The sequence below is a fragment of the Streptomyces purpurogeneiscleroticus genome (assembly GCF_020024005.1).
Classification (GTDB): Bacteria; Actinomycetota; Actinomycetes; order Streptomycetales; family Streptomycetaceae; genus Streptomyces; species Streptomyces purpurogeneiscleroticus.
On the sequence record NZ_NHSG01000135.1, the window covers coordinates 1 to 16932 of the forward strand.

13 protein-coding genes are annotated in these 16932 nt (G+C 70.9%); 8 read left to right on the forward strand and 5 right to left on the reverse strand.

Annotated features, from left to right (window positions below; translation table 11 throughout):
• Positions 1-148: 148 nt before the first annotated feature.
• The gene (locus CCS38_RS07430; protein WP_223732395.1) at positions 149-1141 is read right to left on the reverse strand and encodes an aldo/keto reductase; all 993 of its coding nucleotides are present in this window, start codon (positions 1139-1141) and stop codon (positions 149-151) included.
• Positions 1142-1229: 88 nt separating this feature from the next.
• On the opposite strand from CCS38_RS07430, the gene CCS38_RS07435 reads away from it, so the two are divergent.
• From CCS38_RS07435 to CCS38_RS07470, 8 genes are all read left to right on the forward strand, one after another.
• Positions 1230-2189, forward strand: a complete 960-nt coding sequence (locus CCS38_RS07435) for a 2-hydroxyacid dehydrogenase (RefSeq protein WP_223732396.1) — start codon at positions 1230-1232, stop codon at positions 2187-2189.
• A gap of 318 nt (positions 2190-2507) precedes the next feature.
• Positions 2508-5495, forward strand: coding sequence for a putative bifunctional diguanylate cyclase/phosphodiesterase (locus tag CCS38_RS07440; RefSeq protein WP_223732406.1), 2988 nt, complete (start codon positions 2508-2510; stop codon positions 5493-5495).
• 207 nt (positions 5496-5702) lie between these two features.
• Entirely contained in the window at positions 5703-7559 is a 1857-nt protein-coding gene (locus tag CCS38_RS07445) for an acetolactate synthase large subunit (RefSeq protein ID WP_223732397.1), read from the forward strand.
• 32 nt (positions 7560-7591) lie between these two features.
• Complete coding sequence (ilvN, locus tag CCS38_RS07450; RefSeq protein ID WP_223732398.1) at positions 7592-8116, forward strand: acetolactate synthase small subunit; 525 nt, start codon at positions 7592-7594, stop codon at positions 8114-8116.
• A gap of 146 nt (positions 8117-8262) precedes the next feature.
• The gene (ilvC, locus tag CCS38_RS07455) at positions 8263-9261 is read left to right on the forward strand and encodes a ketol-acid reductoisomerase (protein ID WP_030258096.1); all 999 of its coding nucleotides are present in this window, start codon (positions 8263-8265) and stop codon (positions 9259-9261) included.
• 248 nt (positions 9262-9509) lie between these two features.
• Positions 9510-11111, forward strand: coding sequence for a phosphoglycerate dehydrogenase (gene serA, locus CCS38_RS07460; RefSeq protein ID WP_223732399.1), 1602 nt, complete (start codon positions 9510-9512; stop codon positions 11109-11111).
• Positions 11112-11276: 165 nt separating this feature from the next.
• Positions 11277-11660, forward strand: coding sequence for a VOC family protein (locus CCS38_RS07465; RefSeq protein ID WP_223732400.1), 384 nt, complete (start codon positions 11277-11279; stop codon positions 11658-11660).
• A gap of 217 nt (positions 11661-11877) precedes the next feature.
• Positions 11878-12879 (forward strand): PRC and DUF2382 domain-containing protein, encoded by a 1002-nt coding sequence (locus CCS38_RS07470; protein WP_223732401.1) that lies wholly within the window; start codon positions 11878-11880, stop codon positions 12877-12879.
• A 102-nt stretch (positions 12880-12981) separates the two neighbouring features.
• Here CCS38_RS07470 and CCS38_RS07475 read toward each other — a convergent pair whose 3' ends face one another.
• From CCS38_RS07475 to CCS38_RS07490, 4 genes are all read right to left on the reverse strand, one after another.
• Positions 12982-14673, reverse strand: a complete 1692-nt coding sequence (locus CCS38_RS07475; protein WP_223732402.1) for a purine-cytosine permease family protein — start codon at positions 14671-14673, stop codon at positions 12982-12984.
• A gap of 98 nt (positions 14674-14771) precedes the next feature.
• Positions 14772-15434 (reverse strand): DUF1326 domain-containing protein, encoded by a 663-nt coding sequence (locus CCS38_RS07480; RefSeq protein WP_223732403.1) that lies wholly within the window; start codon positions 15432-15434, stop codon positions 14772-14774.
• A gap of 129 nt (positions 15435-15563) precedes the next feature.
• Positions 15564-16373 (reverse strand): DUF2182 domain-containing protein, encoded by an 810-nt coding sequence (locus tag CCS38_RS07485; protein WP_223732404.1) that lies wholly within the window; start codon positions 16371-16373, stop codon positions 15564-15566.
• Between the two features lie 55 nt (positions 16374-16428).
• Positions 16429-16932: PucR family transcriptional regulator (locus CCS38_RS07490; protein ID WP_223732405.1), on the reverse strand; the 504-nt coding region annotated here is incomplete at its 5' end.

Genomic DNA, 16932 nt, shown 5'->3' on the forward strand with positions numbered 1-16932 from the left:
GGTAACCCCCCGCCAGGGGGCCAGTGGCGTTCGATTCGCCCCCGTAGGCGCGCCGGGGCAAGCGCGCCGGGCCACCCCGCAAGCGCCCCGGGCCGTCCCGCAAGCGTGCCGGGCCAGGCGCGCCGGGCCACCCCGTAAGCGCCCCGTCTCAGTCCCAAGAGCCCCGTGCCGGTGGCAGCGAGGCGATCTCCGCGAGGTCGTGGTGGGTCAGCCGCACCGCCGCCGCCTTGGCGTTCTGGGCCGCCCAGCGTTCCTTCTTCGTGCCGGGTATCGGGACCACGTGCCGGCCCTGGGCCAGTACCCACGCCAGCGCGATCTGGCCCGGCGTCACGCCGTGCCGTGCGCCCACCCGGCGCAGTCCCGCCACCACCGGCTGGTTGGCGGCCATCATCTCCGCCGTGAAGCGCGGGTGCCGCGCCCGCAGATCCTCCGGCTCGAAGCCCTGACCCGGCGTCAGCGTGCCGGTGAGGTAGCCGTTGCCCAGCGGCATCGCCGCGAGGAAGCCCACGCCGCGCGTCTCGCACCACGGCAGCAGCGCCTCCAGCGCGTCCGGCGACCACACCGACAGCTCCGCCTCCACGGTACTGACCGGGAACACCTGCTGAATGCGCTCCAGTTGGTGCAGCGTGAGGTCGTGCGTACGGGCCCCGCGGCGCCGGGGAGCCCGCGCGCCCACGGCGCACAGCCCCAGCGCGCGTACCTTCCCGGCCGCCACCAGCTCCGCCATCGCCCCCCAGGTCTCCTCGATCGGCACCTCGGGGTCGGAGCGGTGCAGCTGGTAGAGGTCGATGTGGTCGGTCTGCAGCCGGCGCAGCGAGGCGTCGCAGGCCCGCTTCACATAGCCGGGGCGGCCGTTGGCGACGATGTGCTGGTCCCCGACCAGCAGCCCGACCTTCGTCGAGAGAAATGCCTGGTCCCGGCGCTGCTTCAGCGCCCGCCCCAGCACCAGTTCGTTGGTGAACGGGCCGTACATATCGGCGGTGTCCAGCAGGGTGCAGCCCCGGTCGAGCGCGGCGTGCACGGTCCGTACCGAGCTCTCCCCGCTCTGCTGCGACGCGGTGTACCCCCAGTTCATCGGCATGCAGCCGAGCCCGATAGCGCCCACTTCGAGCGCCGCCGCGCCGATTGTCCTGCGCTCCACCTGGTCGTGCCTCCGTCCCCTCGCCCCGGTCAAGGGCGCTGACCAAACTAACGTCTGATGACGGGCACTCTTCGCATAGCCTCGGGCCATGGCTTCCGCAGACACCACTCGCGCCACCGACGTCTGGCTCCCGATCCCCGCCGCCGAGATCGACGGGCTCCCCGAGGACCTCTCCTACGTCCACTGGGACGCCGGCCCCGAATACCCCGCGGATCCCGCCCGCTGCGCCTTCTACGCCGTCCCTTACATGAAGCCCGCCGACCGGATCCTGCGGCCGCTCCCGGAGATGGCGAACGTACGCGTCGTCCAGACCCTCACGGCCGGCATCGAGCACATGCTGCCCGCCGTGCCCCAATTGCCGGCCGGCGCCCAGCTGTGCAACGCGCGCGGTCTGCACGACGCGAGCACCGCCGAGCTCACCCTCACGCTCATTCTCGCCGCGCTCCGCGACATCCCCGCATTCGTGCGGTCCCAGGACGCGGGAGAGTGGCGGCCGGCCTTCCGTGACTCGCTGGCCGACAAGTCCGTCCTCATTGTGGGTTACGGTTCGATCGGAAGTGCTATCGAGGACCGGCTCACGCCTTTTGAGTGTGCGCGGGTGGCGCGCATTGCGCGCACCGCTCGTGACACCGTGCGCGGTCCTGTGCTTCCACTCGCGGAGTTGCCCGCGCTGTTGCCCGAAGCCGACGTCGTGATCATGGCGACGCCGCTCACCGAAGACACTCGTGGCCTGGTCGGAGCCGATTTCCTGGCCCGTATGAAGGACGGCGCGCTGCTCGTCAACATCGCGCGCGGGGGAGTCGTCGACACCAAGGCTCTGCTCGCCGAACTCGAGTCGGGACGGCTGCGGGCAGCACTCGATGTAACCGATCCGGAACCGCTGCCTGCCACACATCCCCTGTGGCACGCTCCCGGCGTGCTCATCACTCCGCACGTCGGTGGCCCCAGTACTGCATTCCTGCCCCGTGCGAAGCGGCTTCTCCGTGATCAACTGCGGCTCTTCGCCGCCGGCGAGCCTCTCCGGAACATCATCACCACCGCCGACTGACGGGTTGCGCGTAGCTCTACGGAGTCGTACGATTGCGTCGTGTGCGACCAACTCGCCTGCCAGTCACGCTCCGTAGAGCGACTATGTCCCTGCGTGACGGAACTGGTGTATCGTCCCGAACGGGGCCCGCGCCGGGACGTGGCGGCGCGCAGCGAACGACCGGAACCGAGGGGGGCGACGGGCGATGTACGGCCGATGCACCACCGAGACAAGGACCGCTGAGCACACGCGCGTTCCGCGCGTACCCACTGCGATACGAACGCAGCGCGGGCCTTGCCCGCCACGACCACGCCGGTGGACCGCGCGGGGGAGAGCCCGGTGACCGCCTCCGGCGCGGTGCTCGCCCCGCCGGCCCGGCCGCGGCCCGCGAGCAGTCTGCCCCAGATCGTGCTCGCCGTCGTCTGCGGCGGTTACGCCACGGGCGCCGCGTTCGGCTGGGGCTCGGAGAAACTGGCCCTGATCATGGGTGACTTCGGGCTCAGCGCGGCCGCCCTGGCCGCCGCCGTCTCCTGTGTGCTGTACGCCCGCAGGCACCACAACCGCTTTCGACCCGCCTGGCTGCTGTTCGCGGCCTCCTCGGCGATGGCGGGCCTCGGCAACGGCATCTGGGGATGGTACGAGGTCGTCCTCGAAGCCCCCGTGCCCAGCCCCTCGGTCGCCGACTTCTGCTTCCTGCTCTTCGCGCCGCCGGCCATCGTGGGCCTGCTGGTGCTCGCCAAGCGGCCGGTGACCCGGGCCGGGTGGGTCTGCCTCGCGCTGGACGCCTGGCTGATCGGCGGCTCGCTGCTCACGCTCTCCTGGAGCCTGGCGCTCGCGCACAACGCCCACTTCCAGGGCCAGACGGTCGCGCAGGGCGCCCTGTCGCTCGCGTACCCGCTGCTGGACATCGTCCTGGTGAGCATGGTGCTCGCGCTGCACTTCAAGCGCTCCTCGGCGCACCGCTCGGCGATCAACACCGCCATCGCGGCGCTCGCGCTGACCGTGCTGTGCGACGCGCTGTTCACCTCGCCGCTGCTGCGCGAGCACTACCGCTCCGGGCAGATCCTCGACGCCGGCTGGTTCGCCGGCTCCATGCTGCTGGCGTACGCCCCGTGGGTCGCCGCGCGCTGCGGCACGGACTCCGCCGGGGACGCCTTCACGCGCGCCACCCGGCGCGCGGCCGTGCCCCCCGGCAGCCGCCCGATCGCCGGGTCGCTCGCCGCACTGACCCCGTACCTCGCCGCCGCCGTCTGCACCCTGGGCATCCTGCTCAACGTCCTGGACGGCCGCCGCATCGACCACGTCGTGCTCTTCACCGGCTGCACGGTCGTGCTCGCCCTGGTCGTGCGCCAGGGGATCATGCTCGTGGACAACATCACCCTCACCCGGGAGCTGGCCCAGAAGGAGAACCACTTCCGCTCCTTGGTGCAGGGCTCCAGCGACGTCATCATGATCGCCGCGCCGACCGGCGTACTGCGCTACGTCAGCCCCGCCGCCTCCGGCGTCTACGGCCGCGACGCCGAGGACCTCGTCGGCTCCGAGCTGGCCTCCTTGATCCACCCCGAGGACCTCGGCCGCGTGGTGCACGAAGTACGGCGGTTCCTGGCCGCCGACCCCGAGGCGGAGCCCACCACCCGCATCGAATGCCGCTTCCGGGCCGGCGGCGGCCGCCCCGGCGGCGAGGAATGGCTGAACGTCGAGTCCACGGTCAACCGCCACGAAGGCGGCCTGATCTTCAATTCCCGCGACGTCACCGAGCGGGTGCGCCTCCAGGCCCAGCTCCAGCACAACGCCTCGCACGACGCGCTCACCGACCTGCCCAACCGCGCGCTGTTCACCGAGCGGGTCAGCCAGGCTGTCAGCGGCCGCCGCTCCTCCGACCACGACACGGCCGTGCTCTACATCGACCTGGACGGATTCAAACAGGTCAACGACACCATCGGACACCAGGCCGGGGACGAGCTGCTGATTCAGGCCGCCCGCAGGCTGGCCGAATCCGTACGCGCCGGTGACATCGCCGCGCGCCTGGGCGGCGACGAATTCGCCGCGCTCATCACCGGCGACGGCAGCCACGACCGTACGAGCCGGGAGTTCCGCGTCCACGAGATCGCCGACCGGCTGCGGATCAGGCTGTCCGAGCCGTACCGCATCGACGGCCAGGACGTCCGGGTCGCGGCCAGCATCGGCGTGGCCTTCGCCGAGCCCGGCGTCACCCCGGCAGGACTGATGCGCAACGCCGATCTGGCGATGTACCGCGCCAAGCAGGCCGGCAAGGGCCGCGTGGAGCTGTACGCACCTCAGATGCAGGCCGACGTGGTGCGCCGCTCCGAGATCGCGACGAGGCTGCGCGCGGCGCTGCACGACGGCGAATTCGCGCTGCTCCACCAGCCCGTCGTGGAGCTCGCCACTGGCCGGATCACGGCCGTCGCGGCCCAGGCCCGCTGGCGCTCCGCGCAGGGCATCCTCTTCACCCCCGCCGAATTCCTGCGGGTCGGCGAGCGCGGCCAGGCGCTCGCCGACGACGGCGAGCGCACCGCCGAGCTGGGGCGCTGGCTGCTGGAGGAGGCCGTCGAGCAGGCGGCGCGGCGGCACCACGCGGGCCACGCGGTCTGCGTCGCCGTCCGGCTCTCCGCCCGGCGGCTGCTGGACCGCAAGCTCCCGCCCCGGAGCATCGAGACGTTACTCGCGCGGCACGGCCTGCCGTCCGGGTCGCTGCTGCTGGAGCTCTCCGACAGCGACCCGAGGATCCCGCTGGACGAGCTGGAGCGCCGGCTGGCGGCCCTGCGGCGGCTCGGCGTACGGATCGCGCTGGACGGCTTCGGCAGCGGATACGCCGCGATCAGCGCGCTGCGCCGGCTGCCCATCGACGTGCTGCGGCTGGACCGCGGCCTGATCGACGGCGTCGTGGAGTCCGCGCGGCTGCACAAGATCACCGCGGGGCTGCTGCGGATCGCCGGCGACCTGGGACTGCAGTCCGTGGCCGACGGCGTGGACCGGCCCGAGCAGGTCAGCGCGCTCCGCGCGATGGGCTGCACGCACGGCCAGGGCATGGCGTTCTCCGGACCGCTGGACGAGCACCGGCTGCGCCGGGCGCTCGGCATCGGCGCGTATCCACTCCCCGGGCTGCTGCCCGAGGGGCGCGAGATGGTGCTGAGCAGCACCGTGCCGGCCGCGCGGCGGGCGGCCGGGCCCCGGGAGCCGGGCGGCGGCGGGCGGCTGGGAGAGCTGCCACGACGGCTCGGCGCCGGGGAAGTGCCCGGCGGCCCCGATGCCATCAGCCATCCCCCGTTGCGCTCAAATAGTGAGACCCCCGTCCCACCCACTTGACACTCCAGGTGCGCCGGGGGGAAGGTCAGAGCCATGCGCACCCGAATTCTCGTACTTGGACAGCGCGTCGGCTGAAGCCGGGCCATGCAGTAGCCCGGCGCACCGCACCGACGCGCTCCCCTCGCTTGCCTGACGGCACGAGGGGTTTTTTGTTGCACCAGCACCGCCAAATCACATCAAAACCCTCACCTCCGAGAAGAGACGCAGATGACCGAGCAGGCCACCGGGGCCCACCATCCGCAGCCGCGGGCCCGTTCCGGCGGATCTCAGCAGTCCGCCTCCGCCGTCGAGCACGTCACGGGCGCGCAGTCCCTCATTCGTTCTCTCGAGGAGGTCGGGGCCGACACCGTATTCGGCCTTCCCGGCGGTGCGATCCTCCCGGCGTACGACCCGATGATGGACTCTCAGAAGGTCCGCCACATCCTGGTCCGCCACGAGCAGGGCGCGGGCCACGCGGCCACCGGTTACGCCCAGGCCACCGGCAAGGTCGGTGTCTGCATCGCCACCTCCGGCCCCGGCGCCACGAACCTGGTCACCCCGATCGCCGACGCGCACATGGACTCCGTCCCGCTGGTCGCGATCACCGGCCAGGTGGCCTCCGCCTCGATCGGCACGGACGCCTTCCAGGAGGCGGACATCTGCGGCATCACGATGCCGATCACCAAGCACAACTTCCTGGTGACCGACCCCGCCGACATCCCCAGGACGATCGCCGAGGCGTTCCACATCGCCTCGACCGGCCGTCCGGGCCCCGTCCTGGTGGACATCGCCAAGGACGCCATGCAGGCCAGGACCACCTTCTCCTGGCCGCCGCAGACCGACCTGCCCGGCTACCGCCCGGTGACCAAGCCGCACGCCAAGCAGATCCGCGAGGCCGCCAAGCTGATCACCGACGCCAAGCGCCCGGTGCTCTACGTCGGCGGCGGCGTCATGAAGGCCGGCGCGACGGCCGAGCTCAAGGTCCTCGCCGAGCTGACCGGCGCCCCCGTCACCACCACCCTGATGGCGCTGGGCTCCTTCCCCGACACCCACCCGCAGCACCTGGGCATGCCCGGCATGCACGGCTCGGTGGCCGCGGTGACCTCGCTGCAGAAGGCCGACCTGATCGTCGCGCTGGGCGCCCGCTTCGACGACCGCGTCACCGGCAAGCTCGACAGCTTCGCCCCGTACGCCAAGATCGTGCACGCGGACATCGACCCGGCCGAGATCGGCAAGAACCGCATGGCCGACGTGCCGATCGTCGGCGACGCCCGCGAGGTCATCGCCGACCTGATCGTGGCGGTCCAGGCCGAGCACGAGGCCGGCCGCACCGGCGACTACGCCGCCTGGTGGAACGACCTGAACCGCTGGCGCGAGAACTACCCGCTCGGCTACGACCTCCCCGAGGACGGCAGCCTCTCCCCGCAGCAGGTCATCCAGCGCATCGGGCAGCTGGCGCCGGAGGGCACCATCTACGCCGCGGGCGTCGGCCAGCACCAGATGTGGGCCGCCCACTTCATCGACTACGAAAAGCCCGCCACCTGGCTGAACTCCGGCGGCGCCGGAACGATGGGCTACGCGGTCCCGGCCGCCATGGGCGCCAAGGCCGGACAGCCGGACCGCCCGGTGTGGGCGATCGACGGCGACGGCTGCTTCCAGATGACCAACCAGGAACTGGTCACCTGCGCGATGAACAACATCCCGATCAAGGTCGCGATCATCAACAACGGCGCGCTGGGCATGGTCCGCCAGTGGCAGACCCTGTTCTACAACCAGCGGTACAGCAACACCGTGCTGCACCGCGGCCCGGACGACGAGCCGGCCCCGAACACCGGCACCCGCTGCCCGGACTTCGTGAAGCTGTCCGAGGCCATGGGCTGCGTCGCGATGCGCTGCGAGGACCCGGCCGAGCTGGACGCCGTGATCGCCAAGGCCAACGCCATCAACGACCGCCCGGTCGTCGTCGACTTCATCGTCCACGAGGACGCCATGGTCTGGCCGATGGTCGCGGCCGGCACCTCCAACGACGAGGTCATGGCGGCCCGCGGGGTGCGCCCCGACTTCGGCGACAACGAAGACGACTGACCGGCCAGGACAGAAGAGAAGAGACCGAGCACATGACCAAGCACACGCTCTCCGTCCTGGTGGAGAACACGCCGGGTATCCTGGCCAGGATCGCCGCGCTGTTCTCCCGCCGCGGCTTCAACATCGACTCACTCGCCGTCGGTGTCACGGAGCACCCCGACATCTCACGCATCACCATTGTCGTGAATGTCGAATCGCTCCCGCTGGAGCAGGTCACCAAGCAGCTGAACAAGCTGGTCAACGTCCTGAAAATCGTCGAGCTGGAGCCGTCCTCGGCCATCCACCGCGAACTGGTCCTGGTCAAGGTCCGCGCGGACAACGAGACGCGCTCCCAGATCGTCGAGATCGTCCAGCTGTTCCGCGCCAAGACCGTGGACGTCTCGCCGGAGGCCGTCACCATCGAAGCCACCGGCGGCGCCGACAAGCTGGAAGCCATGCTCAAGATGCTGGAGCCGTTCGGCATCAAGGAGCTGGTGCAGTCCGGCACGATCGCCATAGGGCGCGGTTCCCGGTCCATCACGGACCGCTCGCTGCGCGCCCTGGACCGTTCGGCCTGACCCGCGTACTCCGGCCGCGGGACCCGCCGCGGCCGGAACACGCCCCCTCGCCCGCGGCCGCTGCCCGCATGGCGAGACCCTGAGCTTTCACCCCCCAGCCCCGGCATAGTCTGTGGGCACCAGCTAGTACCAAGGAGATACCCGAAGTGGCCGAGCTGTTCTACGACGACGACGCCGACCTGTCCATCATCCAGGGCCGTAAGGTCGCGGTTCTCGGCTACGGCAGCCAGGGCCACGCCCACGCGCTGTCGCTGCGCGACTCGGGCGTCGACGTGCGCGTCGGCCTGCACGAGGGCTCCAAGTCCAAGGCGAAGGCCGAGGAGCAGGGCCTGCGCGTGGTGAGCCCCTCCGAGGCGGCCGCCGAGGCCGACGTCATCATGATCCTGGTGCCGGACCCGATCCAGGCCAAGGTCTACGAGGAGTCCGTCAAGGACAACCTCAAGGACGGCGACGCCCTGTTCTTCGGCCACGGCCTGAACATCCGCTACGGCTTCATCAAGCCCCCGTCCAACGTCGACGTCTGCATGGTCGCCCCCAAGGGCCCGGGCCACCTGGTCCGCCGCCAGTACGAAGAGGGCCGCGGCGTGCCGTGCATCGCGGCGGTCGAGCAGGACGCCTCGGGCAACGCCTTCGCGCTCGCCCTCTCGTACGCCAAGGGCATCGGCGGCACCCGTGCGGGCGTCATCAAGACGACCTTCACCGAGGAGACCGAGACCGACCTGTTCGGCGAGCAGGCCGTGCTCTGCGGCGGCACCGCCGCCCTGGTCAAGGCCGGTTTCGAGACCCTGGTCGAGGCCGGTTACCAGCCCGAGATCGCGTACTTCGAGTGCCTCCACGAGCTGAAGCTGATCGTGGACCTCATGTACGAGGGCGGCCTGGAGAAGATGCGCTGGTCGATCTCCGAGACCGCCGAGTGGGGCGACTACGTCACCGGCCCGCGGATCGTCACCGACGCCACCAAGGCCGAGATGAAGAAGGTCCTCGGCGAGATCCAGGACGGCACCTTCGCCAACACCTGGATGAAGGAGTACGCGGACGGCCTGCCGAAGTACAACGAGTACAAGAAGGCCGACGCGGACCACCTCCTGGAGACCACCGGCAAGAAGCTGCGTGGCCTGATGAGCTGGGTGGACGAGGAGGCGTAAGCCTCATGCGCGAGGGGCCGTGCCGCATCGGCACGGCCCCTTCCGCCGCCGCCTTGTCCACTGCGTAGAACCACGCACGGGTGATCCTTCCGGACCGGCGAAGGAGGAGCCCTGAAACGCCACTACACTGCTGACCACAAGCGCGTCAGGCTCACAACGTCGTGCGTCTTCCACGCGGCTGCCCCCTTCACCGCCTTCGGCCGTCGGGACGGCCGTCCGCGAAGGATTTAGTGAGGACTGAAGACCACGTGAGCACTGCCTCCGCCAAACCCGTCGTACTGATCGCCGAAGAGCTGTCGCCCGCGACCGTCGACGCGCTCGGCCCGGACTTCGAGATCCGGAACTGCAACGGCGCGGACCGCGCCCAGCTGATCCCCGCCATCGCCGACGTCGACGCGATCCTCGTGCGCTCCGCGACCAAGGTCGATGCCGAGGCCATCGCCGCCGCGAAGAAGCTCAAGGTCGTCGCCCGCGCGGGCGTGGGCCTGGACAACGTCGACGTCTCCGCCGCCACCAAGGCCGGCGTGATGGTCGTGAACGCGCCGACCTCCAACATCGTCACCGCCGCCGAGCTGGCCTGCGGCCTGCTGGTCGCCACCGCGCGCAACATCCCGCAGGCGAACACCGCCCTGAAGAACGGCGAGTGGAAGCGCAGCAAGTACACCGGCGTCGAGCTGGCGGAGAAGACCCTCGGCGTCGTCGGCCTCGGCCGCATCGGCGTGCTGGTCGCCCAGCGGATGTCCGCCTTCGGCATGAAGGTCGTCGCGTACGACCCGTACGTCCAGCCCGCGCGCGCCGCCCAGATGGGCGTCAAGCTGCTCTCCCTGGACGAGCTGCTCCAGGTCTCGGACTTCATCACGGTCCACCTCCCGAAGACCCCGGAGACCGTCGGCCTCATCGGCGACGAGGCGCTGCACAAGGTCAAGCCGTCCGTCCGGATCGTCAACGCCGCGCGCGGCGGCATCGTGGACGAGGCCGCCCTCGCCTCCGCCCTCAAGGAGGGCCGGGTCGCCGGCGCCGGCCTGGACGTGTACGCCTCCGAGCCCTGCACGGACTCCCCGCTCTTCGAGTTCGACCAGGTCGTGTGCACCCCGCACCTGGGCGCCTCGACCGGTGAGGCGCAGGAGAAGGCCGGTATCGCGGTGGCCCGCTCGGTGCGCCTGGCGCTCGCGGGCGAGCTGGTCCCGGACGCGGTCAACGTCCAGGGCGGCGTGATCGCCGAGGACGTGAAGCCCGGTCTGCCGCTGGCCGAGAAGCTCGGCCGGATCTTCACCGCGCTGGCGGGCGAGGTCGCGGTCCGCCTCGACGTCGAGGTGTACGGCGAGATCACTCAGCACGACGTGAAGGTGCTGGAGCTCTCCGCGCTCAAGGGCGTCTTCGAGGACGTCGTCGACGAGACCGTCTCGTACGTCAACGCCCCCCTCTTCGCGCAGGAGCGCGGCGTGGAGGTACGCCTGACCACGAGCAGCGAGTCGCCCGAGCACCGCAATGTGGTGACCGTGCGCGGCACGCTCTCCGGCGGCGAGGAGATCTCGGTCTCCGGCACGCTGGCCGGCCACAAGCACCAGCAGAAGATCGTGGCCGTCAACGACCACAGCATCGACCTGGCGCTCGCCGACCACATGGCCTTCCTGCGCTACAGCGACCGCCCCGGCGTGGTCGGCACGCTCGGCCGCATCCTGGGCGAGGCGGGCATCAACATCGCCGGCATGCAGGTCTCCCGCGCCGACGTGGGCGGCGAGGCGCTGGTCGCGCTGACCGTCGACGACACGATCGCGGCCCCGGTGCTCACGGAGATCGCCGAGGAGATCGGCGCCACCTCCGCGCGCACGGTGAACCTCACCGACTGACGCGGCACGCCTGCGCGAGGGCCCGGACGGATTCCTTCCGTCCGGGCCCTTCGCCGTTCCCCGCCTTTCGCCCTAGGACCCGCCCGGATCGCCATTCCGACCAGCGGACGATGGCAGCGGCCGCCGGGAAGCCTAGGCTCGGCAGGGACAACAGGGAGGCCATCCATGGCAGTTGAGCTGAACCACACGATTGTGCACGCCAGTGACCGGAAGCGGTCGGCGGAGTTCCTCGCGGACATCCTCGGACTGCAGGTGCAGCCCGAGTTCGGGCCCTTCCTCCCCGTGGTGATGGACAACGGGGTCACCCTCGACTTCGCGCAGGACGACGGCGAGATCACGCCGCAGCACTACGCATTCCTGATCAGCGAGGACGAGTTCGACCGCAGCTTCGGCCGGATCAAGGAGCTGGGCCTGACGTACTGGGCCGACCCGCACCGCACCCGCCCCGGCGAGATCAACACCAACGACGGCGGCCGCGGCGTGTACTTCCCCGACCCGGACGGCCACTACATGGAGCTGATCACCCGCCCGTACGGCAGCGGGAGCTGAGCCAGCCGCGGGCCGTCACTCGAATGGAGTAGTAACGGGGGGTGGGGCGCCGCACCGGACGGTGCCGCGCTCCGCCCCCACGAGCGGCTTCGGGGCCGGTTCCGACCGGTAGCCGCAGCCCGGCCGGTGTGCTCCCGACTCGCTGCGCGGCCCCATGGGGTGCGCAATGGGAGTGGCGTGTGCCTCTCCTGCAGGCGCGCGCGAAAGGAGAGACGCCATGAATGCACCTCTGGGCGACACCCCCCATGACCTGGCCGGGCTGAATGTGATCGACGCCGACGGCGGGAAGGTCGGCACTGTCCAGCAGGTCTACCGGGACGACGCCACCAATGAGCCGGAGTGGATCACGGTGAGCACCGGGCTGTTCGGTACGAAGGAGACCTTCGTCCCGCTGGCCGGGTGCACGCGGGTGGACGACGCGATACGTGTTCCGCACACCAAGGACCAGATCAAGGACGCTCCGCGGATGGACGCCGACGGTCACCTCGAACCGTCGGAGGAGGAGCGCCTGTACCGGCACTACGGTCTGACCCGATCGGGCCGGGGCGGCATGGGCCGCGACACGGGCACGGGGCAGGCCGGAGGTATGGGTACCGCAGCCGCCGCCGGTGGCATGGGCACCGCGGGTGCGGCCGGCATGACCGGGCAGAACACCCGTCCCGAGGCCGACCGGCCGATGGCCGGCGCGGGCGCCGGGCAGATGGCCATGTCGCGCGGCGGTCCGGCGGACGCGGACCGGCGTTCCCGTAAGGAGCAGAACCCCGAGATGACGCTCTCGGAGGAGCGCGCCGAGTTCGGTGTCGAGGAGCACGAGAGCGGTCACGCGCATCTGCGGAAGCACGTGGTGACCGAGAACGTGAGCCGGACCGTGCCGGTCACCCACGAGGAGGCCCGTATCACCCGCGAGCCGATCTCCGAGGAGGAGGCCCGCCGGACCGGTGGCGCTCCCGTGAACCTGGAGGACGGCGAGTACGACATCACGCTGCACCGCGAGGAGCCCGTGATCCGCAAGGAGACGCGGCCCTACGAGCGGGTCCGGCTGGAGACCGACCGGGTCACCGAGCAGCAGGAGGTGTCGACCGAGGTCCGCCGGGAGCAGCTGGAGTTCGACGACGGCGTGGACACGGCGACCCGCAAGGGCCGGACGGGCCCCATGGGCCGCGCCGGCCGCAAGGAGACCAAGGAGACCGGCGAGGAGGACACGGGGCACACCTGGTGAGCCACGGGCGGTTCTCCGCTCGCCGCACACGATCATGCGACGCCTGCCCGGTTCAGCACGGGCAGGCGTCGCCTTTCGTGTAAGCGGGGGTACGCGGCGGGATCAGGCGCCCGCGGGCGCCGCGGGCAGGACGTGCGCGCCCGTGCGGTCCGTACTCAGGCACAGTGAGCAGACCACCGCGTCGTGGGCCGGGCAGGCAGCCACGTCGGGGCGCTCGAATTCCTGCCGGCAGACGTGGCAGGTGTACGTGCGCGCGCTCGGGTTGCCGTCCGCGTCCAGCAGGGGTTCGGCGATCCCGTCGGCGGTCCGCCGCAGGTAGTACCGGCCCTTGGTGACCACGGCCATCAGCGGGGTGAGGACGAAGGCGAGGACGGCGGCGGCGACGGGGGAGTACGGCTGCAGGGTGTCGCCGAGCGCGTGGAAGTACATCGCGATCGACAGGCCGGAGGCGGCGGTGAAGGCCACCACGCCGACGGGGTTGACCGCGTACAGCATGCCGCGGCGGAACTCGGGGGCGTGCGGGGAGAGCTTCAGCAGGTACTTGTTGACCATGATGTCGGTGGCGACCGTGACGATCCAGGCGATGGCGCAGTTCGAGTAGAAGCCGAGCACGGCGTTGAGGAAGCTGAACATGTCGGCCTCCATCAGGATCAGCGCGATGCCGAGGTTGGCGAGCACGAAGACCATCCGGCCGGGGTAGCGCTTGGTGACCCGGGTGAAGGAGTTCGTCCAGGCCAGCGAGCCGGAGTAGGCATTGGTCACATTGATCTTGATCTGGCTGATCACGACGAGGACCACGGCGAGGGGGAGCACGAGCCAGGGCGGCAGCATCGCGTCGAAGGCGCCCTTGAACTGCTGGATCGGCTCGGCGGCGGCCGCCGGGGCGACCTCGGCGAGGGCGTAGACCGCGAGGAAGATGCCGGCGGCCTGCTTCAGCGCGCCCAGCACCACCCAGCCGGGGCCCGCCATGATCACGGCGGTCCACCAACTGCGCCGGTTCTCCCGGGTCTTGGGCGGCATGAACCGCAGATAGTCGATCTGCTCGCCGATCTGCGCGATCAGCGACAGGCACACGCCCGCGCCGAGCAGTACCGAGGCGGTGTTCAGGCCGCCGTCGCCGCCGGTGCCCGGGTACGCCAGGAAGTGGTGCACGGTACCGGGGTCGGTGGCGACCAGGTAGGCCAGCGGGCCGACCATCAGCAGCAGCCAGACGGGCGTCGTCCACACCTGGAGCTTGCTGAGCGCCTTCATGCCGTACACGACCAGCGGGATCACCAGGAGGGTGGAGACCAGATACCCGAGCCACAGCGGCAGACCGAGGCCGAGCTTCAGCCCCTGCGCCATGATCGACCCCTCGGTGGCGAAGAAGATGAAGGTGAAGCTGGCGAAGATGACGCTGGTCAGCACCGAGCCGTAGTACCCGAAGCCGGAGCCGCGGGTGATCAGGTCGAGGTCGATGTTGTAGCGCGCCCCGTAGTACGCGAGCGGGAAGCCGGTCACGAAGATGACCGCGGCCGCGACCAGGATGGCGGCCAGCGCGTTCCCGGTGCCGTGCGCGAGGCCGATGCCCGCGCCGATGGAGAAGTCGGCCAGGTAGGCGATCCCGCCCAGCGCGGTGGTGGCCACGACCATCGGCGTCCACCGGCGGTAACTGCGCGGCGCGAAGCGGAGGGTGTAGTCCTCCAGCGTCTCGTCGGCAGCCTTCGCCCCGTCGGCGGCCTCGCCGGCGGACGGTGCGGCCGGCGAGGACTGTGCCTGCTCGGTGTCCTGCTGCGGGTACACGCCTGTATCCATGGCGGGGACCCTAGGAAAGCCGTGTTACCCGCGCATACGTGCAAGATGAAGCCGGTGTTTCCTGTGCGGCGCCCGGTCCGGCCGGGGCGCCGCAGCCGCTAGGCAGCCGGGCCCCCGCTCCAGTCGAAGGGGAAGTGCTTGCTCGACTTCCCGGAGCGGTCCCAGGAGAAGCCGTACGCGTCGGCGCGGTCGGTGGTGGCCCGTCCCCAGGTGGCGACCTGGCCCGGCCCGACCTCGGAGCCCGGCGCGTTGTGCACCTGTACCCGTGCCCCTTCCGGGGTGGTCGGCCCGGTCAGCGCCTCCGCGCTCGCCGATACCCGCCCGGGGATCTCCGCGCGCCATGCGGCCAGGTCCTCGTCGACCTCGATCCGTATGGGAGCGAACTCCATGCCCCGCATCTCGGGGCCGAACATCTCGCCGAACTCCGCGGGCCAGCCGCCCGCCTCGCCGCCGAAGATGTTCTGGAGGGCGGCGCGCTGCCGGTCGTCGGCGCGCTCGTCGAAGAAGACCGCGGCGTATGCGTCGGTGTGCTCGCGGGCCCAGGCGTTGCCGGTAAAGGAGCCGAGCATGACTACGTTGAGATCGTCGAGCCGTACGTCGCCGAAGTTGCCTTCCCGGATGTGCCAGGCCAGCACTCCTTCGCAGTCACCGTAAGTGGGGGGCTGCGCGAACGTGCAGGGGCACGGGATGGCGCACTTGCACACATCGAACCAGTCGCCGGCCAGATGCCAGCGCGTGTCGGTAGTGACCTGCTCAGTCATTTCGCTTCCCTCCCCGTCGAGCCGAGGGGAGCTCACGTGGAGTGGCGAGACCGTGTCCCGAGCCGTTCCCGGGATCCCGAACGGCCTGCACCTTCCATCGTGCGCCTCGTCGGCCCGGGAAGCGAGCGGCTACATCATCGAGTGCTCGGACATCTCCAGGCCGGGCAGCAACCCGTCCTGGAACGGCGCGAGCGCGGCCAGGACCAGGAAGGCGATGCCGACCGCCCAGGTGAGCCACGGGCCCCACCGCCACAGCTTCTCCAAGAAGATCACCGCCGCCAGCCCGGCCATGGCCGCCACGTTCATCACACCGAGCGGGATGAGGATGATCATCAGGCCCCAGCAGCAGCCCACGCAGTAGAGCCCGTGGTGCGCGCCCACGCGCAGATCCCGGGCCCACGGCCGGAAGTGCGCGTACCGGACCAGGTGCGCCAGGGGGTTCCGGCAGTGGAGCAGGCACACCCGCTTCAGCGGCCCGAACTGACTCAGCCCCGCGAGCAGGAAGACGGCGGTGCCCAGCCAGCGACCTGCACCGGGATGGCTGTCCACCAGCCTCCCGGTCGCCGTCAGCGCTCCGTATGCGAGCAGACCGAAGGCTGTCCAGGAGAGCAGGTAGCCCGCGGCGAACTGGGCGATGCGCGCGGCGCGGGTGGCGCCGGCCGACTGCCGGCTGATCGCCTGCGCCCAGGCGATGGCCACCGGGGCCACCGAAGGGAACATCATCGCCACCATCATGGTCACCCACAGCAGCAGGAAGAGCGGCAGCGCCATCCCCATCGTTCCCGGTTCCATGCCCATGTCGCGGGACTGGGCCACGGTGAGAATCCATGCCAGGCCGGCGAGCAGGATCATGAGGGTCCAGGCGGCAGCCAGCTCACGCCGCGGCAGGAGGCTGCCGGGCTGTGCCGGCGCGGGGGCCACGATGCGGGGGTGCAGCATGGCGCTCCTCCTTCCAGGAGCCTTCTTCCTCCAGCAGAACACAGAAGCGGGCGCCTTACAGCCGCGCCGATTTCAGCGCCATGTGGAGCAGGAGGCGGTCGGTGCCCTCGTCGAGGTCCAGGCCGGTGAGCTTCTCGACCCGGCCGAGGCGGTAGTAGAGCGTCTGGCGGTGGATGCCGAGGGCCTGCGCCGTGCGGCTCGCCTGGCCCGCGCAGTCCAGGAACGCCTCGGCGGTGCGGGCCAGTTCGGCGTGGGCGGGGGAGAGCAGCGGGCGAATCGTTTCATCGGATTGCCTGGCCGGCAGGCCGGTCAGCAGCCGGTACGCGCCGATGGCGTCCCACTGCGCGACCGGGCCCAGCCGCGGTTCGGCGCGCGCGGCACGGGCCGCGGCCAGCGCCTCCCGCCAGGCGCCGGGCAGTTCGGTCAGCTCCTCGCGCGCCGCCCCGATGCCCGCGGCGGCGCCGCTTCCGGCGCGCGGTGAGCGCAGCAGGTGCTCGGCGGCGGAGTGGGCGGGCGCGAGCCCTCCGGCCGTCCGCAGGCGTACGAGGGCCGCGAGGGT